The following is a 21632-nucleotide window of genomic DNA, read 5'->3' as shown; positions in this document are numbered from 1 at the left end:
TGGAGATGGACGTGCTGGAGTTTGGCGGTACCTACTGGACGCTGTCGGGGGAACGCATCCCCTATATGCGGGATACGACCAAGGATGATCGCTTTTTTGTGCTGACCTTGTTCGCCATCGCCAAGGAACTGCAGCGGATCAATGCACTTCAGCCCCTGGTGGAGGCGGAACTGGCCATTGGCCTGCCCCCGGAGCACTACGAGCTGCGGAACTGCTCGGGTACTTCAAGCGCGGCAGCGTCAAGTTCGTCTACAACGCGTCCCGATCTGTCTGTTGATCCGTCAGATCCTGGTCTACCCCCAGGCGTATGCTGCGGTGGTACCTCAGGCCCAGGCCATCCGGCAGAATCCCCGCACCTTTGTAGTGGATATCGGCGGCTTTACTACCGATGTGCTGCTCCTGCGTGGGATCCAGCCGGATATGCAGGTGTGCCGGAGCCTGGAGCTGGGTGTGATCCCCATGTCCGACGGGATCATCGGTCGGGTCAGCGCCCTGCACGACATTAAGATCGACGACGACCATATTGCCGATGTGATCCAGGGGCGGTCCACCATCCTGCCGGACGATGTGCGGGAGACCATTCGCTCTACCGTGAAGAAGAGTTATGCCGCCGGTATTCTGGATAAGCTCCGGGAACTCCAGGTAGACCTGCGGGCTACTCCCGCCGTCTTTATGGGCGGCGGTGCGGCTCTCTTCCGTCCCTTCTTTGAGGAGTCGCCCCAGGTGGCTAAAGCGGAGTTCATCATATAGATTATGAAAGAAATGAGGCAGACCCCACTAGGGGAACGATATATGCTAACAGTATGAGAAGCAGCGGAGTATTTCGGTATCGGTGAACACAAACTTCGAGATCTTCTTGATCACAATCCCGACAAAAATTTGTCTGTGTGGAATGAAAACCGTCAGCTTATCCGCCGCAAAAGGTTAGAAGAGTACCTTGATGAATGTGATTCTATTTGACTTGAAATCCAATAAAGGGCATGATATAATACTCAAGCTTTACCATGTCCTTTTCTGAAAGGAGTATCCATGTCAGAAAAGAGACGAGACAATAAGGGCCGTCTCCTGAGAACAGGGGAGAGCCAGCGTGCCGACGGAAAGTATGAGTACAAGTATGTGGACGCGGAAGGGGTGCGAAGAAGCCTATATAGCTGGAGATTAGTTTCAACTGACAAGCTGCCACCAAAGAAACGCGCCTGCGAAGCACTCAGGGATATGGAGGCAAAGGTGCTCCGAGACACGCAAGATGGTATCAACTCGTTTGTTGCCACCAGAATGACTCTTACCCTCAGTGAACAAAGGGCAACGCGGTTTTTCAGGGCATCTTAAGCGGCTGGCGGCGTTATCCTCGTTGCCGGGCGGCAGCCCGGCTGCCTCGTCTGCCTTGCCAGCCGCTGAATCTGCTCCTGAAAAACTCCAAAGGACCTGCCAGCGAGAAAAAATCGGTGCTGGCAAGGAAGAGGACGACGGTGGGCTGACGCCCACCTAGGACGATGACGCTGCCAACGTTGATTTTAGCCGCCGGCAGGCGTGTTGCCCTTTGTCCACTGAGGGTAACGACTTCTGGGAAGACTATATCGCAACCAAGTATGAACTCAAGGCATCTACTCGAACAAACTATAAATATATGTACGAAAAGTACATCAAAGACAATATTGGGATGCAAGATATCGCCAGTATCAGATATAGCGACATAAAGAAATTCTATGGTGAGTTGCAGAAACACGGATTTAAGCCAAACAGCGTCGAGATTATTCAAACAATCTTGCATCCAGTATTTAATGTAGCGGTTAAGGATGGTTATATTCGAATTAATCCTACTGACGGAGTGATAGCTGAGATTAAGAAGAGCCATGACTGGGAGAAACCAAAGCGTCACGCACTGACAATTCCTGAGCAGGAAGCATTCGTTGATTTTGTGGCACAGTCTCCAACCTACAGCCATTGGTCAAATTTATTCACAGTGTTGCTTGGCACGGGAATGAGAATCGGAGAGTGTCTTGGCCTCCGTTGGGAGGACTGTGACTTTAGGGGTAAGATTATTAATGTAAACCACAACCTCATACATCGGGTCACAGAGGCCAAGAACATGGAAATACACATCACAGCACCAAAAACTAAGGCTGGTATTCGTATCATCCAATGTTTGATGATGTGAAGCGGGCCTTGCTGGACGAAAGGCTGAAGCAGATGGACATGGTTTTACACGGCCTGAGATAGATGATTATTCCGGCTTTATCTTTCAGAATCGTTTCCAAGAAGTTCTTATTCCACATTTGGTAAATCGGGCTATCTGGCGTATCATCCGAGACTATAACATCGAGGCAACAGAAAAAGGTGCAGTCCAACTTCCGCATTTCTCTGTCCATAACCTACGGCACACCTTTTGCACAAGGCTTTGCGAGAACGAGACAAATATCAAGATCATCCAAGAAATCATGGGGCATCGAAACATCGAAACTACGATGGACGTGTATAGCGAGGCCACGAAAGAAAAGAAGATGGAGTCGTTTGCTTACCTTGAGGGCAAAATTAAGATCAGTTGAATTTTACGACAAAATTTACGATAAATCACGGAACACACTGTGCAACACTAAGTAACAATGTGCCAAGAAAGTTGAGGAAACTGCTATGAACAGCTATGATTTGATAACTTATGTAACGGCATGCACCATAGCAAAACAATTCCCCACCATGAAGCCCCTGGACTGAGGAGACCCGTATCTTTCAGGCTTTGCAGACTTGAAAACCGGCGGTGCGGGCGGAGCCGAGTCGGATTTCCACCCGCCGACGGGAAAGATACCGCCTCTACCGCGACCGGTAGGGGCGTTTCTTTATGGGACGCGGACGGCATGGCTGACCATGGTTTGGATGGACCGCCCCGTTTTTCTGGAGCGGCGTCCTGCTCCTTTATGGGAACCGCTTTCGCTGGAGGAAAAGAGATGTTGAAAAATCCCGGGCATTTGTGATAATATATACTCTATATGATGTGAAACGGCAGGGACAGCCCTGCCTGACGAAAGGAGGCCGCGTTATGGCGGAGCGGATCACCAGCCGGAGCAACCCGCTGTGCACCCATCTCCGTAAGCTGGCTTCCTCCGGGGCCTACCGCCGCCAGTGCGGCGAATTTCTCTGCGACAGCCCCAAGCTGCTGCGGGAGGCCCTGCTTTATGACGGCGGCGTCCATACCGTGGTCTGCACGGAGGGAGCCGCCCTGCCGCAGGTCCCGGCGGGGACGCGGTTGGTCCAGGTGCCTGCCGATGTGATGAAGTCCGTTTCCCCGGCCCAAACGCCCCAGGGCGTTCTGACGGTCTGCGGCCTGCCGGACCGTTCGCTGCCGGAGCGGCTGGCAGGAAAGCGGTATCTGGTCCTGGACGGTGTCCAGGACCCGGGGAACGTGGGCACCGTCCTCCGCACCGCCGACGCCTTTGGGGCTGACGGCGTGCTGCTGGTGAACGCCTGCGCCGACCTGTACAATCCCAAGACGGTCCGGGCCACCATGGGGGCAGTGTTCCGCTGCCCGGCGTGGGCCTGCGGCGCGGAGGCGCTGCCCGGCCTGCTGGCGGCCAGCGGTCTGCCGCTGTACGGCGCGGCCCTCCGGGCTGACACCCGTGACGCCCGTGACGTGGATTACAGCCGCTGCGCCATCGCCATCGGCAGCGAGGGACAGGGCCTGTCTGCGGAACTGCTGGCGGCCTGCCGGGAGACGGTGCGGATCCCCATGCGGGAGCGCTGCGAGTCCCTGAACGCGGCGGTGGCCGCTGCCGTGCTGCTGTGGGAAGCGGCCCGGAACGACTGAACAAAGAGAGGGGGAGGGCCATGTCCGCGCTGAAATACTGGCTGTGGCTGACGGAGCTGCGGGGCCTGACCAATCAGAGCAAGCTGGCCCTTCTGCGCCATTTCGGCACGCCGGAGGACGTGTTTTACGCCGACTCCGGCGAGATCCTTCTGGCGGAGGGCATGACCCGGGACCAGGCGGCCCTGCTGGAGGACCACAGCCTGGAGGGAGCCGACAGGATCCTGGCGGACTGCCAACGGCTGGGTTTCCGGCTGTTGACCTTACAGGATGCCGAATACCCCGGCCGCCTGCGGAACATCTATGACCCGCCCTGCCTGCTGTATGTGCAGGGGCGTCTGCCCGCCTTTGACGAGGCGGCGGCGGTGGCCGTGGTGGGGACCCGGAACTGCACGCCCTACGGCGAGGTCTGTGCGGAAAAGCTGGGCTATGGCCTGGCCTCCGGCGGCGCGGTGGTGGTCAGCGGACTGGCCAGGGGCATCGACGCGGCGGGCCTTCGGGGCGCACTGCGGGCCGGAGGCGTCACCGTGGGGGTCCTGGGCAACGGCCTGGACGTAAAATATCCCTATGAGAGCCGCTATCTCTATGACGACGTGGCCGCTTCCGGCGTGCTGCTGTCGGAATATCCGCCGGGGACCCGCGCCCTGGGCCGCCATTTCCCCGTGCGGAACCGCATCCTGGCGGGACTGGCCGCCGCCGTGCTGGTGGTGGAGGCCCCGGAGAGCAGCGGCGCCCTCATCACGGCGGAGACCGCCGTGGAGCAGGGCAAGGAGGTATTCGCCGTTCCCGGTCCCATCGACGCTCCTGCCAGCGTGGGCTGCAACCGCCTGATCCAGGACGGCGCGGGCCTGACCATGGACGCGTTCGACATTTTGGAGCATTTCGCGGAGCGGTTCCCCGGCAAACTGCGGCTGGACCGGGTCAGAGAGGTCCCCAAAGTCCTGGGCTATCAGGCCCGGCAGGCGGCGGAGGCCAAGCCGGTGCCGCCGTCGCTGTCCCTGGCCAAGGCGGGGCTGACTGACGATCAGATCGCCCTGCTGCGGGTGCTTGACAGCGAGGTCCCGGCTCTGGTGGACGACCTGATCGAGCGGACGGAGATCCCGACCCGCCGGGTCCTGTCGGCTTTGACGATGCTGGAGCTGGACCGGTATGTGACACAGCACAGCGGCAAGCGCTATACCCGCGCCGTCACGCTGACAGAATGAGGCCCCGTATCCACAAGCGTTCAACACCGCTTGGCCGGGTACTTTTCCGTCATTCCGCGCTGTTTAATTTACAAGATCTGCGCCCCAGCCGGGCGCTTGGAGGTAACTATGGCAAAGCACAGCCTGGTCATCGTGGAGTCTCCCGCGAAGGCCAAAACCATCGGCAAATATCTGGGCAGGGACTTTGAGGTCAAGGCCTGCATGGGCCATCTGCGGGATCTGCCCAAAAGCACCCTGGGCGTGGACATCGACCGGGACTTCGAGCCGGAGTACAAGCCCATCAAGGGAAAAGAGGACATCATCAGCGATCTGAAAAAGTCCGCTAAAGCGGCGGACATGGTCTATCTCGCCACCGACCCGGATCGGGAGGGGGAGGCCATCTCCTGGCATTTGAAGCACCTGCTGAAGCTGCCGGATGAAAAGACCCGCCGGGTGACCTTCAACGAGATCACCAAAAAAGTGGTGCAGGAGAGCATCCAGGCCCCCCGGGACATTGACCAGGACTTGGTGGACGCCCAGCAGGCCCGCCGGGTCCTGGACCGCCTGGTGGGTTATCAGCTCAGCCCCCTGCTGTGGAAGAAGGTCCGCCGGGGCCTGTCCGCCGGACGGGTCCAGTCGGTGGCGACCCGTATGGTGGACGACCGGGACCGGGAGATCGAGGCCTTCCAGCCGGAGGAGTACTGGACTCTGGACGCCAACCTGCTGGGGAGCGATGTGAAAAAGCAGCCCTTCGCCGCCCGCTATCACGGGAAAAACGGCAAAAAGGCGGAGCTGAAGAGCGAGGCGGAAGTGAACGCCGTGGTCCGGGAGACAGAGGACCAGGCGTTCACCGTCAAGAGCGTGAAGCGGACCGACAAGCAGCGCAGCCCCTCGCCGCCCTTCACCACCTCCACCATGCAGCAGGAGGCCTCCCGCAAGCTCTCCATGACCCCCCGCCGCACCATGGCCATTGCCCAGCAGCTCTATGAGGGCGTGGACATTGAGGGCGAAGGCTCCGTGGGCCTGATCACCTATATGCGTACCGACTCCCTGCGCCTCAGCGAGGAGGCTATTGCCGCTGCCAGGAGCTTTATCGTGGGCCGCTACGGCGCGGCGTATTACCCCGCCCAGCCTCACCGCTACAAGACCAAGTCCAACGCCCAGGACGGCCACGAGGCTATCCGCCCCAGTAACGTAGAGCTGACGCCGGAGATGGTGAAGAAGGATCTGACCGGCGAGCAGTACCGGCTGTACCGCCTGGTGTGGAGCCGGTTCGTGGCTTGTCAGATGGCCAACGCCGTGTATGACAGCGTGGCGGTGGAGGTGGAGTCCAACGGCCACAGCTTCCGGGCCAGCTCCTCCAGCCTGAAATTCTCCGGCTACACCGCCGTGTATGAGGAGGGGAAGGACGAGGAGAAGGAGGAAAAGGATTCCCCCCTGCCTGCGCTGCGGGAGGGAGAGGTCCTGACGCTGAAGAACTTTTCCAAGGACCAGCACTTCACCCAGCCCCCCGCCCACTATACCGACGCGACGTTGATCCGCGCCATGGAGGAGCAGGGCATCGGCCGCCCCTCCACCTACGCCCCCACCGTGTCCACCATCCTGGACCGGGAGTATGTCATCAAGGAGGGCAAGTATCTGCGGATCACCAACCTGGGCCGTGTGGTGACGGAGCTGATGAAGGACAAATTCGCCGACATTGCCGACGTGAAATTCACCGCGAATATGGAGCGGGAGCTGGACTCCGTAGAGGAGGGGACGACCCCCTGGAAGGGTGTTCTGCGGGACTTCTACGGCGACTTTGACAAGAATCTGAAGCAGGCGGAGCAGGATGTGACCCGCATCAAGGTCCCGGACGAGGTGTCTGAGGAGATCTGCCCCGAGTGTGGCCGGAACCTGGTGGTAAAGTCCGGCCGGTTCGGGCGCTTCCTGGCCTGCCCCGGCTACCCGGACTGCTCCTTCACCATGCCCCTGGTGGTGGAGATGCCGGGCCGCTGCCCCAAGTGCGGCGGCCGCCTGATGAAGCGCACCGGCACCAGCAAAAAGACCGGCAAGCAGTACACCTACTACTGCTGCGAGCATATGAACAGCCGGGACGAGGCAGCGAAATGCGATTTCATGACCTGGGATGTGCCGGTGAAGGACGACTGCCCGGTCTGCGGCCACACCATGTTCAAAAAGGCGGGCAAGGGCTTCAAAAAGCCCTTCTGCATCAATGAGGCCTGCTCCAACTTCCTGCCGGAGGACAAACGGGGCTATCCCAGAAGGCCTGCCGCCGGGGACCAGGAGCCCGCCGGGGAGGAGCCCCAAAAGCCGGCGGCGAAAACCGCCGTAAAAAAGCCAGCGGCGAAAAAGACCTCAGCAGTCAAGAAGAGCGCTTCTACAGCCAAGAGGACAGCTGCTGCGAAGAAGGCTTCCGCCAAGAAGGCGGATTAACGCAGTTCCGCCGCCGTGGCGAAAGCAGATTGGAACATCGCTTCCAGTTCTAAATTGCGCCGCTCACTTTCGGTGTCACAGTATTTGTCCAAGGTCTGCCGAAGATCGTCTGGCAATTCCCGGCGCAGCCTTTCCAGATACTTGGGAAGCAGAAGACCTGTGTAGCGATAGGCTTCGGTGTTCAGGTAAGCTGAAAAGCGGTAATCCAGCGTATAGTTGTAAAGAGTTTTCATGAGTTCAGTCATAAATACACCGCCCGCAATTGAATTTTCAATTCAATTATAGTGAATTTGAAATTCAAAGCCAAGGGGGCATTATGGAGATTTTTGCAAATCGGTTAAAAGAATTGCGAAAAGCAGATAGGCGCTCATCCAAAGAGATGGCTGCATATTTGGGAATTTCGCAAAGAGCCTACTTGTACTATGAATCCGCAGTGCATTGCCCCGATGTACCTGGACTTATAAAATTGGCGGATTATTTCAACGTGACCACCGATTACTTGCTGGGACGCTCGGATCAGCGATAAGAGCTGTTTTCTGCAAAATTCAAAACAGAAGGAAAAATCTATGAATGTAACAGTCATCGGCGCGGGCCTTGCCGGCAGCGAGTGCGCCTGGCAGCTGGCGCAGCGGGGCATCCCTGTGACCCTCCGGGAGATGAAGCCGGAGAAAACGACGCCCGCCCACACGACGGCGTATTTCGCGGAGCTTTGCTGCTCCAACTCCCTCCGCAGCGACCAGCTGGAGAACGCCGTGGGCCTGCTGAAGGAGGAGCTGCGCCGTCTGGGTTCCCTGATCCTCGCCTGCGCCGACGCGACCCGGGTGGAGGCCGGCGGCGCCCTGGCGGTGGACCGTCACGGCTTTGCCGCCATGGTGACGGAGCGGATCAGGAGCCATCCCAATATCACCGTGGTCCCCGGAGAGGTGACGGAGCTTCCCGGCGGGGAGGTGGTGGTGGCCTCCGGCCCCCTGACCTCCGACGCCCTGGCGGACAAGCTGGGAGAGCTGCTGGGACAGGACACCGCCCTGCACTTCTATGACGCGGCGGCGCCCCTGGTGTCCGCCGACAGCGTGGACATGGACCTGGCCTGGTTCGGCTCCCGCTACGGCAAGGGAACGGCGGATTATGTCAACTGCCCTATGAACGAGGCGGAGTACGACGCCTTCTGGCAGGCGCTGACCACCGCCCAGGAGGCGGAGGTCCACGGCTTTGAGGACAGCAAGGTGTTCGAGGGCTGCATGCCGGTGGAGGTCATGGCCCGCCGGGGCCACGACACGCTATTGTACGGCCCTCTGAAATCCCGGGGGCTGGACGATCCCCGCACCGGCCGGTGGCCCTACGCCGTGGTGCAGCTCCGGCGTGACAATGCCGACGGCAGCGTCTATAACCTGGTGGGGTTCCAGACCCATTTGAAATTTCCGGAGCAGCGGCGGGTGTTCTCCATGATCCCCGCCCTCCACAGCGCGGAGTTTCTCCGCTACGGTGTGATGCACCGCAATACATTTTTGGACTCTCCGCGGCTGCTGGACCGCTATTACCGCCTGAAGTCCCAGCCCCGCATCTCCTTCGCCGGGCAGATGACCGGCGTGGAGGGCTATGTGGAGTCCGCCGCCAGCGGCTTTCTGGTGGGTGTGGAGACGGCCCGCCGGTTGTTGGGCAGGCCGCCTGTGGATTTTCCCCGGGAAACGGCCATCGGCGCCCTGGGGCTGTATGTCTCCAACCCGTCCATAACCCAGTTCCAGCCCATGAACATCAACTTTGGCATCATCCCGCCGCTGGACCACCGGGTCAAAGGCAAGCGTTTAAAAAACGCCGAGCTTTCCCAAAGGTCTTTGGCGATCATTGAGGCGCTGAAGCAGACTGTTTTGGAATGACCCGTCTGCCCGCGAGCATCTTGCGGAGCAGAGACACCGGGCAGCCGTCGCCGGGCGGCATAAAAATTTACAGCAGGAGGTGCTGGCATGAAGATCATCATAGATGCCATGGGCGGCGACAATGCCCCTATGGCCGCTGTACAAGGGGCGTTGGAGGCCCACAGGCTCCACAGAGTGGATATCATCCTGGTGGGCCGCATGGCAGACATTCTGCGGGCCTTGGAGGCCTGCGGTGAAAAGACTCTGCCCACCGGCGTGGAGATCCGGGACGCCAGCCAGGTGGTGGAGATCGCCGACGATCCCGCCACTGCCTTCAAGGTGAAAAAGGATTCCTCCCTGACAGTGGGCCTGAACCTGCTGAAGGCGGGAGAGGGGGACGCCTTCGTCTCCGCCGGTTCCACCGGTGCGCTGCTGGCGGGCGCGACCCTGGTGGTGAAGCGCATCCGGGGCATCCGCCGGGCCGCCATGGGTCCTGTGATCCCCACAGCAGGCGGCAAAGCGATCCTTTGCGACTGCGGCGCCAACGCCGCCTGCACGCCGGAGTATCTGCTGCAATTCGCCTACCTGGGCAGCTACTACGCCCAAAAGGTCTGCGGCGTGGAAAAGCCCCGGGTCGCCCTGCTGAACATCGGCGCCGAGGAGGAGAAGGGCGACGAGCTGCGCCACGGGGCCTACGCCCTGCTGAAGGAAGCGGGGGACGCGGGCCGCATCTGCTTTGTTGGCAACATCGAGGCCAACGACGCCATGCTGGGCGGCGCAGACGTCATCGTGGCGGACGGCTTCACCGGCAACATCATGCTGAAGAGCCTGGAGGGCACCGGCAAGTTTTTGCTGAAGGAACTGAAGAAAATGTTCCTCTCCAGCACAAAGACCAAGCTGGCGGCGGGCCTGGTGAAGGGCGATCTGGCGGATATGAAAAAGCTGCTGGACCCCAGCGAGATCGGCGGCACCGCCTTCCTGGGCATTTCCAAGCCCGTCATCAAAGCCCACGGCTCCTCCGACGCCCGGGCCATCTGCAACGCGGTGCTGCGGGCAAAGGAATACGCCGAGAGCGGCTTCATCGCGGATGTGGAACGGGACGTCGCGCTGATGAAAGTGGAGCGTTCTGTGGAAAATATTTGATTTCCCCTTGACACCGGGGTATCCCATGCCGTATGATTGCCTCAACAAGATTCCATGAGAGGTGAAAACAGCAATGTCAGTGGAAGATATTTTTCAGACAATGAGAGAATTGGTGGCGGAGCAATTTGCCATGGAGCCTGCTGAGGTGACCATGGACACGGCCTTTGAAGAGGATCTGGGCGCCGATTCCGTGGACCTGGTGGAACTGGTCATGGCCATGGAAGAGGAGTTCGAGGTGGGCGAGATCCAGGAGGAAGAGCTGCCTACCCTCAAGACCGTGGGCGACGCCGTGAACTACATCGCCGGAAAGCTGCAAAAGTGAGAGGAAGAAGCGCCCCGCCGTCCGCGGGGCTTCTTCTTGGGAATCCCTGATGAAATCGTGGCGCACGTCTTGGCGGCAGCTTTTCCGTCTGGCTGCGTCAGAAAAGCTTGAAATCCATCAGGATTTCTGCGCTTTTCTTTCTTGTCAGGCAAAAAATCTGCCTGCCGGTCCACACATCCCGATTTCATCAGAAGTTCCCTTGGAACGGAGAGGGTACGATGCAGGAACTGGAGAGAAAACTGAATTACACCTTCCGGGACCCTGCCCTGCTGCGGGAGGCGCTGAGCCACAGCTCCTACGCCAACGAGCACCGGGCCGCTCACCTGAACAGCAATGAGCGGCTGGAGTTTCTGGGAGATTCCGTATTGGGCTTTGTGACGGCGGAATTCCTGTTTGCCCAGCACCCGGATCTGCCGGAGGGCGACCTGACCCGCATCCGGGCGGCGCTGGTGTGCGAGCAGAGCCTGTATGAGGTGGCCCGCAAGCTGGACCTGGGCCGTTATCTGATGCTGGGCCGGGGCGAAGAGGCCGGCGGCGGCCGGGAGCGCATCTCCATTCTGGCCGACGCCACCGAGGCGGTGTTCGCCGCGGTGTATCTGGACGGCGGCATTGCCGCCGCGTCGGCGCTGATCCACCGCGTCCTGCTGGACGCCGAGCGGGAGGAAGTGGTGGAAGAGCGCCGGCGGGACTACAAGACCGCCCTCCAGGAGCTGGTGCAGCGTCAGGCGGATCAGGTCCTGGTCTACCGCATGGTGGGCGAGGCGGGACCAGATCACGCCAAGACCTTCCAGGCGGAGGTGCTGCTGAACGGCGAGCCGTTGGGCGTTGGCAGCGGTCACAGCAAAAAGGAAGCCGAGCAGGCTGCCGCCCGCACGGCGCTGTCTGCGCTGGAGCAAGCGTAAATGTACGGAAAGCGGGGACCACCATGGTGGTCCCCGCTTTTCCGTTATTTGGAGTGGAGAACGGCATGTCCGCCGTCAAAGCCGCTTGTACAGGACGATCTCCGGGCCGGCCCCCTGCGGCCCGTACTCGCTGACCAGCAGAAAGCGCTCGCCGGCGATGACTCCATAGAACCGGCCGCGCTCCGGGATCTGGATCTGCGCGCCCAGATAGACATTTTCATCCGCCAGCAGCTTGACATGCTGTCCGTTGGCAAGGGGGTATTCTAAGTTGACATAAAATCCAATCAGCGGAACAAGCTCACTGACGGTCAGCCCTGGAATGTCCAAGCTATTGCAGACGCCCAGCAGCTTCTCCTTCAGAGCGGCCAGGGCGCCGGGACCGCCCCGCTTCACACTTTCGGCGGCGGCGCATGTCCCGCCGAAGGGGCGGCCGCCGGTCTGGATGCACCCGCCGCACTGGCCCTTCACGGCGCACGCCCCGCAGCAGTCCAGGCCGCAGTACGTTGTCGTCATACACAGCATCTCCGTTTGTTGATGCTGCCAGTCTATCACATCGGAACGGTGAAGGCAACAGCATAAATATGACTGGAATTTACGCCGCGCCTGTGCTATACTATCATCATATGCAGATTTGAAATGAGGGGGGAACGATTTGTCGCTGCTGTCATCCATACTTCTGGGCGTGATCCAGGGCGTCACAGAATTTCTGCCGGTGTCCAGCTCCGGCCATCTGGCTATCGCAGAGCACTTGCTGAACATTTCGGCGGATGTTCCGGAGTTTTTTGATGTGCTGCTGCATCTGGGGACCCTGGCGGCGGTATTCGCGGCCTATTGGACAGATATCCGGGACATGGTCGTGGAGTTTTTCCTCGGCGTAAGCGACCTGGTTCACCATACGACCCCCACGCCGGTGCCGCCGGCCAGGCGGCTGATCCTGCTGATCGTCGTTGGCACCCTGCCCCTGTTCGCGGTGCTGCCCGTGAAGGATCTGGTGGCGGGCCTGGGAGACAATATGTATTTTGTGGCGGCGGCTCTGCTGGTCACAGGCTGTCTGCTGTTTGCCAGCGACCGGGTCCGGAAGGGCCGCAAGAAAGAGAGGAATGCCTCTCTGCTGGATGTCCTGCTGGTGGGTGCGGCCCAGGCCGTGGCCACCTGCCCTGGCATCTCCCGCTCCGGCACCACCATCACCGCCGGCTGCTTCGTGGGCTTTGACCGGAAATTTGCCGTCCGCTATTCCTTCCTGATGTCTATCCCTGCCATCCTGGGGGCCAACATCCTCAGCTTGAAGGATGCCGTGGAAGCCGGGATCAACTGGGCGGAATTTCCCATCTATCTGGTGGGCGTGGCGGTCTCCGCCGTGGTGGGCTACGCCTGCATCCGCCTGCTGAAGCTGATCGCTGAAAAAGGCAAGTTCGGCTTCTTTGCATACTACTGCTGGGCTGCCGGCGCATTGACGCTGATCCTGACGGTCATCCAAAAGTAGGAGAACTTGCCAGACGCGCAGCGCGCGTCCGCCGCGGGAGCGGCGTCAAGAGTTTTGCCGCAGGCAAAACCTTGAAACGGGCGGGCTTTGCCTGACCGTTTGAGTCCAATCAGCGGGGACCCCGCAAAATCAGGGATTTTGTGGGGGATCAAGTTCGGCTTCTTTGCATACTACTGCTGGGCTGCCGGCGCATTGACGCTGATCCTGACGGTCATCCAAAAATAGAATCCAAGATCACACCAGAAATCACCATTTGGAGGTACATACCGTGGCTTCCTCGACACAAAAGAATTCCGCCGCACCGAAAAAAAAGAGCGGCACATCCAAAAGCGGCTCCAGCCGCTCCAAAAAGACGCAGCCCCAGAAGCGCCCCATCCGCCGGGAGGTGGGCGGCGTGGTCCTGCTGGTGCTGACGCTGTGCGTGGCCGTGGGCTACTTTGGCGTCAAGGCCATTCTCATCGACTGGCTGGCCCTGCTCCTGAAGGGCCTGTTCGGCTATGGCTACTGGCAGGTGGCCCCCGCCATGCTGCTGGCGGCGCTGATCCTGCTGTTCCACCGGGGCCGTCCCGTTCAGCTGCGGGTCACCTGCGCGCTGCTGCTGCCGGTGCTGTGCGGCGCGCTGTTCCACATGGCGCTGTGCAAGGAGGAATTCCAGTCCGGCGTGGGCATTCTGCCCAGGCTGTGGGCCACCGGCGTTACGCTGACCTCCGGCGGCGCTGTTTCCGGAGCGCTGGCCATCGGCTCGGCGGCGGTGATCTCCGGCTTTGCTGCAGCCATTCTGTTCACGGTTCTCTTCGTGGTGCTGCTGATGACCGCCCTGCGGCTGACGGTGGGCGCTCTGATCGAAAAGCACCGGGAGAGGCCTCAGTACGAGGAAGAGCCGGAGCCGGAGCGGCCCACCATCCGTCTCACGCCGCTGGACCCGCCCAAGCGCCGCACCGAGAACAAACCCCAGATCGACATCCCCCTGGATGACGAGCCGCTGAAGGCGCCGGGGTCCGCCAAGCCCCAGGAGAGCCGCTTCACCAGCTTCTTCCGCCACAAGTCGGACGGCCAGCGGACCCCCGACCAGGTGCTGGCCGAAAAGGAAAAGACTCCCGCCATTCCCGCAGTGCCAGAGCCGCCCATGCCGCCCAGGCCCGCGCCCGTACCGGTGGAGCCCGCGCCCGTACCGGTGGAGCCCGCGCCCGTACCGGCGGAGCCTGCGCCTGTACCGGCGGAGCCGCCCGCGCCCCCGGTGGAGGTCCCCGCCGCGGTCCGGAAGGAAAAGACGGCGAAGGAGGTAGCGGCCCAGACCGCCGCCGTGACGGCGGAGATCGAGGAGAAGCTGGCGGAAGAGGGAGCGGCCTACCAGTATCCGCCCATTACGCTGCTCCACGAGAGCCGGACCAACAACCACTTGGAGGCCGGGGCGGAGCTGCGGAACAACTCCCGCCGTCTGGCGGAGACCCTCACCAGCTTTGGCGTGGACGCGACCCCTGGCGACGTGGTCCACGGCCCCTCTGTGACCCGCTATGAGTTCACGCTGGAGCAGGGGGTGAAGCTCTCCAAGATCACGAACCTGGCGGACGATATCGCCCTGGCCCTGGGGGCCACCGGCGTCCGCATTGCGCCCATCCCGGATAAGATCTCCGTGGTGGGCATCGAGGTGCCCAACAAGCAGGTGACCCCGGTGCTGATCCGGGACGTCATCGAGTCCCGGGAGTTCACGGAGCACAAGTCCCGCACCGCCTTTGCGGTGGGCAGGGATATCGGCGGACGGAACGTGGTGGGCAACATCGAAAAGCTGCCCCACGTCCTCATTGCCGGTACCACAGGCTCCGGTAAATCTGTGTGCACCAACTCCCTCATCATCAGCCTGCTGTACAAATCCACGCCTGACGAGGTCCGCTTCATCATGGTGGACCCCAAGATGGTGGAGCTGGCCCCCTACAACGGCATCCCCCATCTGCTGATCCCGGTGGTGACAGACCCAAAGAAGGCCGCCGGCGCTTTGCAGTGGGCGGTGTTCGAGATGATGAAGCGCTATAAGACCTTCTCCGAGTGCGGCGTGAAAAAGCTGGAGGAGTACAACCGCCTGGCCAAGAGCCGGGAGGATCTGGAGACCATGCCCAGCGTGGTGGTGGTCATCGACGAGCTGGCCGACCTGATGCTGGTGGCCGCCAAAGAGGTGGAGGAATCCATCTGCCGGGTCGCCCAGATGGGCCGCGCCGCCGGGATGCACCTGGTCATCGCCACCCAGCGTCCCTCGGCAGACGTCATCACCGGCCTGATGAAGGCCAACATCCCCAGCCGCATCGCCTTCGCCGTGGCGTCCTCTCTGGAATCCCGCATCATCCTGGATACCACCGGCGCGGATAAGCTGGTGGGCAAGGGCGACATGCTGTACGCCCCCCTGGGCGAATCCAAGATCCGGGTCCAGGGATGCTTCATCACGCCGGAGGAGATCGAGGAGGTGGTGTCTTTCGTCAAGCAGAGCGGCGAGCCCCAGTACGACCACGACGTCATTGCCAAGATCGAGGAGACCATGCAGGAGAAGGAAAAGGGCGGCAAGGGCGCCGCTCCCGCCGAGCCTGCCGCCGACGAGGAGGGCGACGAGCTGCTGCCTGCCGCCGTAGAGGTGGTGCTGGAGACCGGCCAGGCCTCTGTCTCTATGCTCCAGCGGCGCTTGAAGCTGGGCTACTCCCGGGCCGCCCGTCTGGTGGACCAGATGGAGGAACGGGGCATCGTGGGGCCCTTCGAGGGGTCCAAACCCCGGCAGCTCCTCATTACCCGCGCCCAGTGGGAGGAAATGCAGATGGGCGCTCCCGGCAGTGAAACGCCCCCAGAGGAAGAGGCCTGACAGGAGCGCCCCGCCCAGGGGCGCTTCCAGTGATGAAGCTTCCATCTTTCCGAAAGAGTTGTTATGCGATTTTTTCATAGAGGGGTTGACAAATCGGACGGGACATGTATAATAGATATTCGAACGCAGTGAAGAAGCCAGCTTCGCGAAACGGCGCCAAGCGAGAGGGGGGATGGTGAAAGCCCCTTGCCCACGCCGCGGAGCAGCCACTTTGGAGCGGTCCGTGTGGAGCGGAACGGCCCATCCCCGATAGCGGATGACAGGAGATGCCCATTTTCGGGCAGATCAGGGTGGTACCGTGGAAAGTATTTTTCGCCCCTGACAGCTGGTCAGGGGCGTTTTTTTCGCCCTTTGCGGCGGTGCTCATCACAAAAAATGCCAAGGAGGCAGTTACCATGAAGTTTTCCAGCAAGATCCAGCGTTGCGGGCTGTCGCCCATTCGCAAATTCCATCCCTATGTGGTGGCGGCGGAGGCCAAGGGCCGGAAGGTCCACCATTTGAATATCGGCCAGCCGGACATCGAGACCCCCGAGGCGTTTTTCGACGCGGTGCGGAGCTTTGGCGAGTCCGTGCTGGCCTACGCGCCCTCCCCCGGCGTGGAGACCTACCTGGAGGCCGTGCGGGACTACTACACCGGTATGGGCTTCCCCATCACCTGCGGCGATATCCTGGCCACCTACGGCGGCAGCGAGGCGCTGCAGATCGTCCTCCCCTGCATCCTGGAGGAGGGAGATGAGATCCTGATCCCGGAGCCGTTCTACCCCAATTACGAGACCTTCGTCCACATCACCGGCGCCGCCATCCGTCCCATCGAGACCAATCCTGATGAGGGCTACCGCTACGCCAGCCGGGACCGCATCGAGCCGTTGATCAACGAGCATACCCGGGCCATCCTGGTCACCAACCCCGGTAACCCCACCGGCGTGGTTTTGACGGAGGAGGAGCTGCGTACCTTGGCGGACATTGCCCGGGAGCACGACCTCTTCCTTATCAGCGACGAGGTGTACCGGGAGCTGGTCTACGGCGGACAGAAGCTTAGCTCTATGCTGGAATTTGAGGATGCGGCGGAAAACGTGGTGGTGGTGGACTCCGTGTCCAAGCGTTTCTCCGCCACCGGCTCCCGCGTGGGCGTCATGATCACGCGCAACCGGGAGCTGATGGCTCAGGCCGCGAAAATCAGCCAGGGCCGCCTGTGCGCCGCCACGCTGGACCAGGTGGGCGCCGCCGCTCTGTACCGCTCCATGACCCCTGAATATTATGTAAACTTGCGGGCGGAGTACCAGCGCCGCCGGGACGCGGTGGTAGCGGGCCTGACCAAGATCCCCGGCGTACGGTTCAATTCCCCGGAGGGCGCCTTTTACCTGATGGTGACGCTGCCGGTGGATGACACGGAAAAGCTCCAGTATTTCCTGTTGGAGGAGTTCGAGGATCACGGCGAGACCGTGATGTATGCCCCCGGTGAGGGCTTTTACGCAACGCCCGGCAAGGGCCGCAGCGAGATTCGCATCGCCTATGTCACCAACCCGGCGGAGCTGACCCGCTCCATTGAGCTGCTGGACCTGGGCATCGCGGCGTATAACGCCAGAAAGGAGAATGTATGATCCGTCATATCGTCATGTGGAAATTCTGCCCCGGCACCGAGGCAGAGCAGGCCAAATTCCTCAGCAGCCTCCGGGATCTCCAGGGCGTCATCCCCCAGCTGCTGCGGTCTGAGGTGGCCGTCAATGTGGGAAAGGGCAATTACGACGCCGTTTTGGTCAGCGAGTTCGAGAGCCTGGAGGCGTTGAATGCCTATAAAAACGATCCCCGCCATAAGGCGGTGTCCGCCCTGTGCAAGTCCATCCGGGAGGACCGGGTGGCCGTAGACTACGAGTTTTGATACGAATCACTAATAAAACGATTTGATCGTTTTATTGGGGCTGCGTATGCGGCCCGGCGGCGCAGCCGCCAGGGATGTTGTCCATACTTTTCTTGGCGCCGCAGGCGCGGCGGAGCAAAGTACCGCAATAAAAAACTTTTTAAAGTTTTTATCAAGAAACAGTATGAAAAAAGCGCCCGGAGCGAAACGCTCCGGGCGCTTTTCATTTTTTCACGCCAATAGCACTGTACGGGCGTCCAGCCGGCCGTCCTTCAGGACCACCACGCCGTAGCAGGGGCGGGCGTAGTCCCCGATGCTGCCGGGATTCAGGAACCAGGTCTTTCCCCGCCGGTCCACCATGGGCCGGTGGGTGTGGCCGAAGAGGAACAGGTCCAGCGATTGCTCCTCCGCCGCGTATCCGGCGTTGAGCATGGTCTGCTTCACGCCGTAGGTGTGGCCATGGCAGATCAGGACCCGCTTGTCCTCCCAGAACAGCAGCCGTTCCGCAGGCTCGGCGGGGCGGAAGTCGCAGTTTCCCGGCACCTGCTCAAAGGGCGTGCCGGGAAACAGGGCGTGGAGTTTTTCCCCATCCCGCCAGCAGTCCCCCAGGTGGACGATCAGGTCGGGGGCCTCGGCTTCCACTGCCCGCAGCATATTGGCAAGATTCCCGTGGGAATCGGAAAGGACCAGAATTTTCATAGCGTCGTTCCTCATATTGCCCTTTGTAACACGGAGGGCAGGATAGGAACAGTATACCGCCTTTTGCCTGCTTTCGCAAGAAAAAACCGCCAAAGCCCCGCCGTTGTCCGCGGCGGGGCTTCCTCCGTCACAGGTCCGTCTGGGCCGGCCCCTCCAGCAGGCGTCCCTGATAGTCGAACCGGGAGCCGTGGCAGGGGCAGTCCCAGCTTTTTTCATCCGGGTTCCACTCCAGCTGGCATCCCAGGTGGGGACATTTCACCGGCACGGCGTAGACCTGGCCGTCCTCAGCCCGGTAGACGCCCAGCTTTTCACCGTCCACCTCCACCACGCCGCCGTGGCCCTCGGGCAGGGCCTCCGCCGGGATGCGCCCCGGCTCCAGGACACGCCGTCCCAGCCCCCGGACGGCATGGGCGGTGTCTTTCGCCAGCTGCTTGGCGGAGGCGGTGGCGTGGAACCGCTGGGGAGAGAATACCGCGCTGTCCGCCATGGGCGTCCGGCCCAGAGCCAAGTCGCACAGGATCTCCGAGGCCAGCACCGAGGAGGTCATCCCCCATTTTTGAAAGCCGGTGGCTACCAGCCAGTCCGGGCGGCTTCCGGAGTAAAGGCCGATATAGGGGACGCCATCCATGGGGATGCAGTCCTGGGCGGACCAGGCGGCGGCAGTCTGGCAGCCCGGCCAGAACCGCCGGGCCGCCTGCCGCAGCAGATCGTATTTTCCGCCCTGCCGGTTCTCACCGGTGCGGTGTCCGCCTCCGCCCAGTAGCAGATAGACGTTCCAGGAGCGGAAGGAGAGGCCGTTCTCGTCGATCCCCAGGTAGCAGTCCCGGAGCGCTGCCGCGCCCCGCAGGGCCAGCACATAGCTTCGCTCCTGGTGCTGGCGGGCAAAATAGTAGCCGGGGGCGTTGATAAAGGGATAGTGGCAGGCAAAGACGATCCGCTCCGCAGTGACCCGGCCCTGGTCGGTGGCAATGTCGCGGCCCTCCACGGTCAGGACCCGGCTGTGCTCATATATGGTCAGGTCCTCCGCCAGAGCCGCCAGCAGCTTCAGGGGATGGAACCGGGCCTGGTCCCGCAGGCCCAGGGCCTGGACGGCGAAGGGCAGCTCCGTGTCTCCCGTGAGGAACACATCCATCTGCAAAGCCTGACAGGCGTCAAACTCCTCCTGCAGCAGTCCCGGTGCGCCTGTGGTGTATAAAAACGATGTGCAGTCCTCCAGATCACAGCAGATGTGCCGCTCCTCCACCAGCTTCCGCAGCCGTCGGACAGCGCCCAGATTGGCCCAGGCGTACTGGGCGGCGGCCGCCATGCCCAGGTCCTGGATGAGCTGATGGTATTTCAGACCGTGCTGGGCCGTCAGCTTGGCGGTGGTGCCGCCGGTCTGACCGCTGCCCAAGCGGTCCGCTTCCAGCACCAGCACTTTCACGCCCTCCCGCCGCAGGGCGTCCGCTGTCAGGATGCCCGCTAATCCGCCGCCGATCACGGCTACCTCCGTCTCCACGTTTCCCTTCAGAGTGGGGAAGGATGGAAGGTCCACAGTTTCTGCCCAGATAGATGTCATCAAAAAAACCTCCGTCATTGCTGCGATTTCCGTTCCTGCCAGGCGTGCTGTCCTTTGTCCGCTGAGGGCGGTCAACATGATTGAAAAGGCGCAAGCCAGCCTCTTCAACCGCCGGAACTGTTGCCCGGCACTGGACATGGATTTTCATAACGGCAGACAGAGCCGTATGCACAGCATGCAGTGCTGCACAGCAGCATCGTGTTGAAAAGGCGCCTATGGCATCCTTTCACGCATAGTATTGCCCAACTTTCCCCGGTCTATCGGTTTGACAGAAGGGAGCTGTTTTGCTATGATGATATTGGCCGTGGAGACACGGCGTACGAAAGAGAGGCACAAGAGATGGACAGCAGCTTTGATTTTCTGAATATGAGCTTTTTCACCAAGGCGTCTGTGTATCCCGGCAGCGTTGGCACCTTCCGCTACCGTTTCCAGCGCACCGGTTGGATGGGGGACGGCAGCATCCAGGCCTGGGTCTATGAGAACACCAGCTTTGAGCTGGCCCAGAATGTGGAGACGGAGACCTTCCCCTGGACGGAGGAGGGCGTGGAGGCCCTGCGGGCCTGGCTGCGGGGAAAGCTGGCGGAGCGGGGCGCAGAGCCTTACCGCATCCCTTATCCGGCTCCCAAGGCCACCTGAGATGTATTGGAACAGTCTCAGCGAACACCTGCGGAGCCAGTACGGCGGCAAGGTCTATAAGCTGGCCCTCTCCTCCGGCTGCACCTGTCCCAACCGGGATGGGACCCTGGGACGCCGGGGCTGCATTTTCTGCGACGGCGCGGGGGCCTTTGCGGCGGCGGGAGATATCCCCTCCCAGCTGGCCGCCGCAAAAGCCCGGGTTGTCGCCAAGGCGGGACCGAACGCCCGGTATATCGCCTACTTCCAGTCCTTTACCAATACCTACGGCCCGGTGGACCGCCTGCGGGCGCTGTATACCGCCGCCATGGCTCCGCCGGAGGTGGCGGTGCTCTCCATCGCGACCCGGCCCGACTGCCTGGGACCGGAGGTCCTGTCGCTGCTGGCAGAACTGAACCGGAGCAAGCCGGTGTGGGTCGAGCTGGGGCTTCAGACCATCCATCCCGCTTCTGCCGCCTATATCCGCCGGGGCTATGACCTGCCGGTCTACGACCGGGCGGCAGCGGCTCTGCGGGCCGCCGGCGTCACTGTGGTGGTCCATCAGATCCTGGGCCTGCCGGGGGAGACGCTGGCAGATATGGCGGAAACCGCACAATATATTGGCGCTTCCGGCGCAAATGGTATCAAATTTCACTTGCTCCATGTGCTGCGGGGCACTGATCTGGCAGCGGACTGGCAGGCGGGGAAGGTCCGGACCATGGAGCTGGACGCGTATATCGCCGCTTTGGAAGCGTGTATCCGCCGCCTGCCCCGGCAGGTGGTGATCCACCGCCTCACCGGCGACGGGGCCAAGCGGGATCTGCTGGCCCCGCTGTGGAGCGGCGACAAAAAGCGAGTCCTGAATGCCATCCACGCCGCCTTCCGCCGGGACGATCTGGAGCAGGGCAGCGGCCTGCCGGATCCATGACAGAAAAAAACAGGAG

At 61.4% G+C, this 21632-nt stretch carries 22 protein-coding genes and 1 pseudogene; 19 read left to right on the top strand and 4 right to left on the bottom strand.

Features of this window, described 5'->3' with window-relative positions; translation table 11 throughout:
• Positions 1 to 273: 273 nt before the first annotated feature.
• From Q0Z69_RS01500 to topA, 8 genes and pseudogenes are all read left to right on the top strand, one after another.
• Complete coding sequence (locus tag Q0Z69_RS01500; RefSeq protein WP_298029166.1) at positions 274 to 750, top strand: ParM/StbA family protein; 477 nt, start codon at positions 274 to 276, stop codon at positions 748 to 750.
• A gap of 69 nt (positions 751 to 819) precedes the next feature.
• A pseudogene (locus Q0Z69_RS16820) lies at positions 820 to 960 on the top strand (excisionase); the annotation flags it as partial.
• A gap of 69 nt (positions 961 to 1029) precedes the next feature.
• Positions 1030 to 1329, top strand: coding sequence for an integrase DNA-binding domain-containing protein (locus Q0Z69_RS01495; protein ID WP_298029162.1), 300 nt, complete (start codon positions 1030 to 1032; stop codon positions 1327 to 1329).
• Positions 1330 to 1540: 211 nt separating this feature from the next.
• A complete protein-coding gene (locus Q0Z69_RS01490; RefSeq protein ID WP_298029160.1) occupies positions 1541 to 2158 on the top strand; it encodes a tyrosine-type recombinase/integrase in 618 nt (205 codons plus the stop codon).
• 118 nt (positions 2159 to 2276) lie between these two features.
• Positions 2277 to 2546: a tyrosine-type recombinase/integrase gene (locus Q0Z69_RS01485; protein ID WP_367272195.1), complete on the top strand. Its 270-nt coding sequence runs from the start codon at positions 2277 to 2279 to the stop codon at positions 2544 to 2546.
• Positions 2547 to 3034: 488 nt separating this feature from the next.
• Positions 3035 to 3799: an RNA methyltransferase gene (locus Q0Z69_RS01480; protein ID WP_298029158.1), complete on the top strand. Its 765-nt coding sequence runs from the start codon at positions 3035 to 3037 to the stop codon at positions 3797 to 3799.
• Between the two features lie 20 nt (positions 3800 to 3819).
• Positions 3820 to 5001: a DNA-processing protein DprA gene (gene dprA / locus Q0Z69_RS01475; protein WP_298029156.1), complete on the top strand. Its 1182-nt coding sequence runs from the start codon at positions 3820 to 3822 to the stop codon at positions 4999 to 5001.
• 108 nt (positions 5002 to 5109) lie between these two features.
• Entirely contained in the window at positions 5110 to 7416 is a 2307-nt protein-coding gene (topA, locus tag Q0Z69_RS01470) for a type I DNA topoisomerase (RefSeq protein WP_298029154.1), read from the top strand.
• On the opposite strand, the gene Q0Z69_RS01465 is transcribed toward topA, so the two are convergent.
• A complete protein-coding gene (locus Q0Z69_RS01465; protein WP_298029149.1) occupies positions 7413 to 7661 on the bottom strand; it encodes a DUF6809 family protein in 249 nt (82 codons plus the stop codon). The genes topA and Q0Z69_RS01465 overlap by 4 nt on opposite strands.
• Before the next feature lie 71 nt (positions 7662 to 7732).
• On the opposite strand from Q0Z69_RS01465, the gene Q0Z69_RS01460 reads away from it, so the two are divergent.
• The 5 genes from Q0Z69_RS01460 to rnc all read left to right on the top strand — a co-directional run bounded on the left by Q0Z69_RS01460 (position 7733) and on the right by rnc (position 11636).
• Positions 7733 to 7942 (top strand): helix-turn-helix domain-containing protein, encoded by a 210-nt coding sequence (locus tag Q0Z69_RS01460; protein ID WP_298029147.1) that lies wholly within the window; start codon positions 7733 to 7735, stop codon positions 7940 to 7942.
• A 40-nt stretch (positions 7943 to 7982) separates the two neighbouring features.
• A complete protein-coding gene (gene trmFO, locus Q0Z69_RS01455; protein ID WP_298029145.1) occupies positions 7983 to 9290 on the top strand; it encodes a methylenetetrahydrofolate--tRNA-(uracil(54)-C(5))-methyltransferase (FADH(2)-oxidizing) TrmFO in 1308 nt (435 codons plus the stop codon).
• Between the two features lie 87 nt (positions 9291 to 9377).
• Entirely contained in the window at positions 9378 to 10412 is a 1035-nt protein-coding gene (gene plsX, locus Q0Z69_RS01450; protein WP_298029143.1) for a phosphate acyltransferase PlsX, read from the top strand.
• A 73-nt stretch (positions 10413 to 10485) separates the two neighbouring features.
• The gene (gene acpP, locus Q0Z69_RS01445; RefSeq protein ID WP_298029140.1) at positions 10486 to 10734 is read left to right on the top strand and encodes an acyl carrier protein; all 249 of its coding nucleotides are present in this window, start codon (positions 10486 to 10488) and stop codon (positions 10732 to 10734) included.
• Positions 10735 to 10952: 218 nt separating this feature from the next.
• Positions 10953 to 11636 (top strand): ribonuclease III, encoded by a 684-nt coding sequence (rnc, locus tag Q0Z69_RS01440; protein ID WP_298029138.1) that lies wholly within the window; start codon positions 10953 to 10955, stop codon positions 11634 to 11636.
• A 75-nt stretch (positions 11637 to 11711) separates the two neighbouring features.
• On the opposite strand, the gene Q0Z69_RS01435 is transcribed toward rnc, so the two are convergent.
• Entirely contained in the window at positions 11712 to 12149 is a 438-nt protein-coding gene (locus tag Q0Z69_RS01435; RefSeq protein ID WP_298029135.1) for a DUF3795 domain-containing protein, read from the bottom strand.
• 139 nt (positions 12150 to 12288) lie between these two features.
• On the opposite strand from Q0Z69_RS01435, the gene Q0Z69_RS01430 reads away from it, so the two are divergent.
• The 4 genes from Q0Z69_RS01430 to Q0Z69_RS01415 all read left to right on the top strand — a co-directional run bounded on the left by Q0Z69_RS01430 (position 12289) and on the right by Q0Z69_RS01415 (position 17840).
• Positions 12289 to 13119 (top strand): undecaprenyl-diphosphate phosphatase, encoded by an 831-nt coding sequence (locus tag Q0Z69_RS01430; RefSeq protein WP_298029133.1) that lies wholly within the window; start codon positions 12289 to 12291, stop codon positions 13117 to 13119.
• A 268-nt stretch (positions 13120 to 13387) separates the two neighbouring features.
• Complete coding sequence (locus tag Q0Z69_RS01425) at positions 13388 to 15961, top strand: DNA translocase FtsK (RefSeq protein WP_298029131.1); 2574 nt, start codon at positions 13388 to 13390, stop codon at positions 15959 to 15961.
• A gap of 395 nt (positions 15962 to 16356) precedes the next feature.
• The gene (locus Q0Z69_RS01420) at positions 16357 to 17562 is read left to right on the top strand and encodes a pyridoxal phosphate-dependent aminotransferase (RefSeq protein ID WP_298029129.1); all 1206 of its coding nucleotides are present in this window, start codon (positions 16357 to 16359) and stop codon (positions 17560 to 17562) included.
• On the top strand, positions 17559 to 17840 hold the full coding sequence (locus Q0Z69_RS01415; RefSeq protein WP_298029127.1) for a Dabb family protein: 282 nt from the start codon (positions 17559 to 17561) through the stop codon (positions 17838 to 17840). The genes Q0Z69_RS01420 and Q0Z69_RS01415 overlap by 4 nt, the downstream gene beginning before the upstream one ends.
• Positions 17841 to 18050: 210 nt before the next feature.
• Here Q0Z69_RS01415 and Q0Z69_RS01410 read toward each other — a convergent pair whose 3' ends face one another.
• Positions 18051 to 18518 carry a metallophosphoesterase gene (locus tag Q0Z69_RS01410; protein ID WP_298029125.1) on the bottom strand — a complete coding sequence of 156 codons (468 nt, stop codon included), beginning with the start codon at positions 18516 to 18518 and terminating at the stop codon, positions 18051 to 18053.
• A gap of 127 nt (positions 18519 to 18645) precedes the next feature.
• A complete protein-coding gene (locus tag Q0Z69_RS01405; protein ID WP_298029123.1) occupies positions 18646 to 20076 on the bottom strand; it encodes an FAD-dependent oxidoreductase in 1431 nt (476 codons plus the stop codon).
• A gap of 339 nt (positions 20077 to 20415) precedes the next feature.
• Here Q0Z69_RS01405 and Q0Z69_RS01400 point away from each other — a divergent pair, with 339 nt between their 5' ends.
• Both Q0Z69_RS01400 and Q0Z69_RS01395 read left to right on the top strand, forming a co-directional pair.
• Complete coding sequence (locus Q0Z69_RS01400) at positions 20416 to 20712, top strand: hypothetical protein (protein ID WP_298029121.1); 297 nt, start codon at positions 20416 to 20418, stop codon at positions 20710 to 20712.
• Position 20713: 1 nt separating this feature from the next.
• A complete protein-coding gene (locus tag Q0Z69_RS01395) occupies positions 20714 to 21616 on the top strand; it encodes a TIGR01212 family radical SAM protein (protein ID WP_298029119.1) in 903 nt (300 codons plus the stop codon).
• Positions 21617 to 21632: the final 16 nt, after the last annotated feature.

Source organism: uncultured Dysosmobacter sp. (genome assembly GCF_947631165.1).
Classification (GTDB): domain Bacteria; phylum Bacillota; class Clostridia; order Oscillospirales; family Oscillospiraceae; genus Oscillibacter.
The sequence above is the reverse complement of the archived record's forward strand: the minus strand, read 5'-3'. Positions and strand labels throughout refer to the sequence as shown.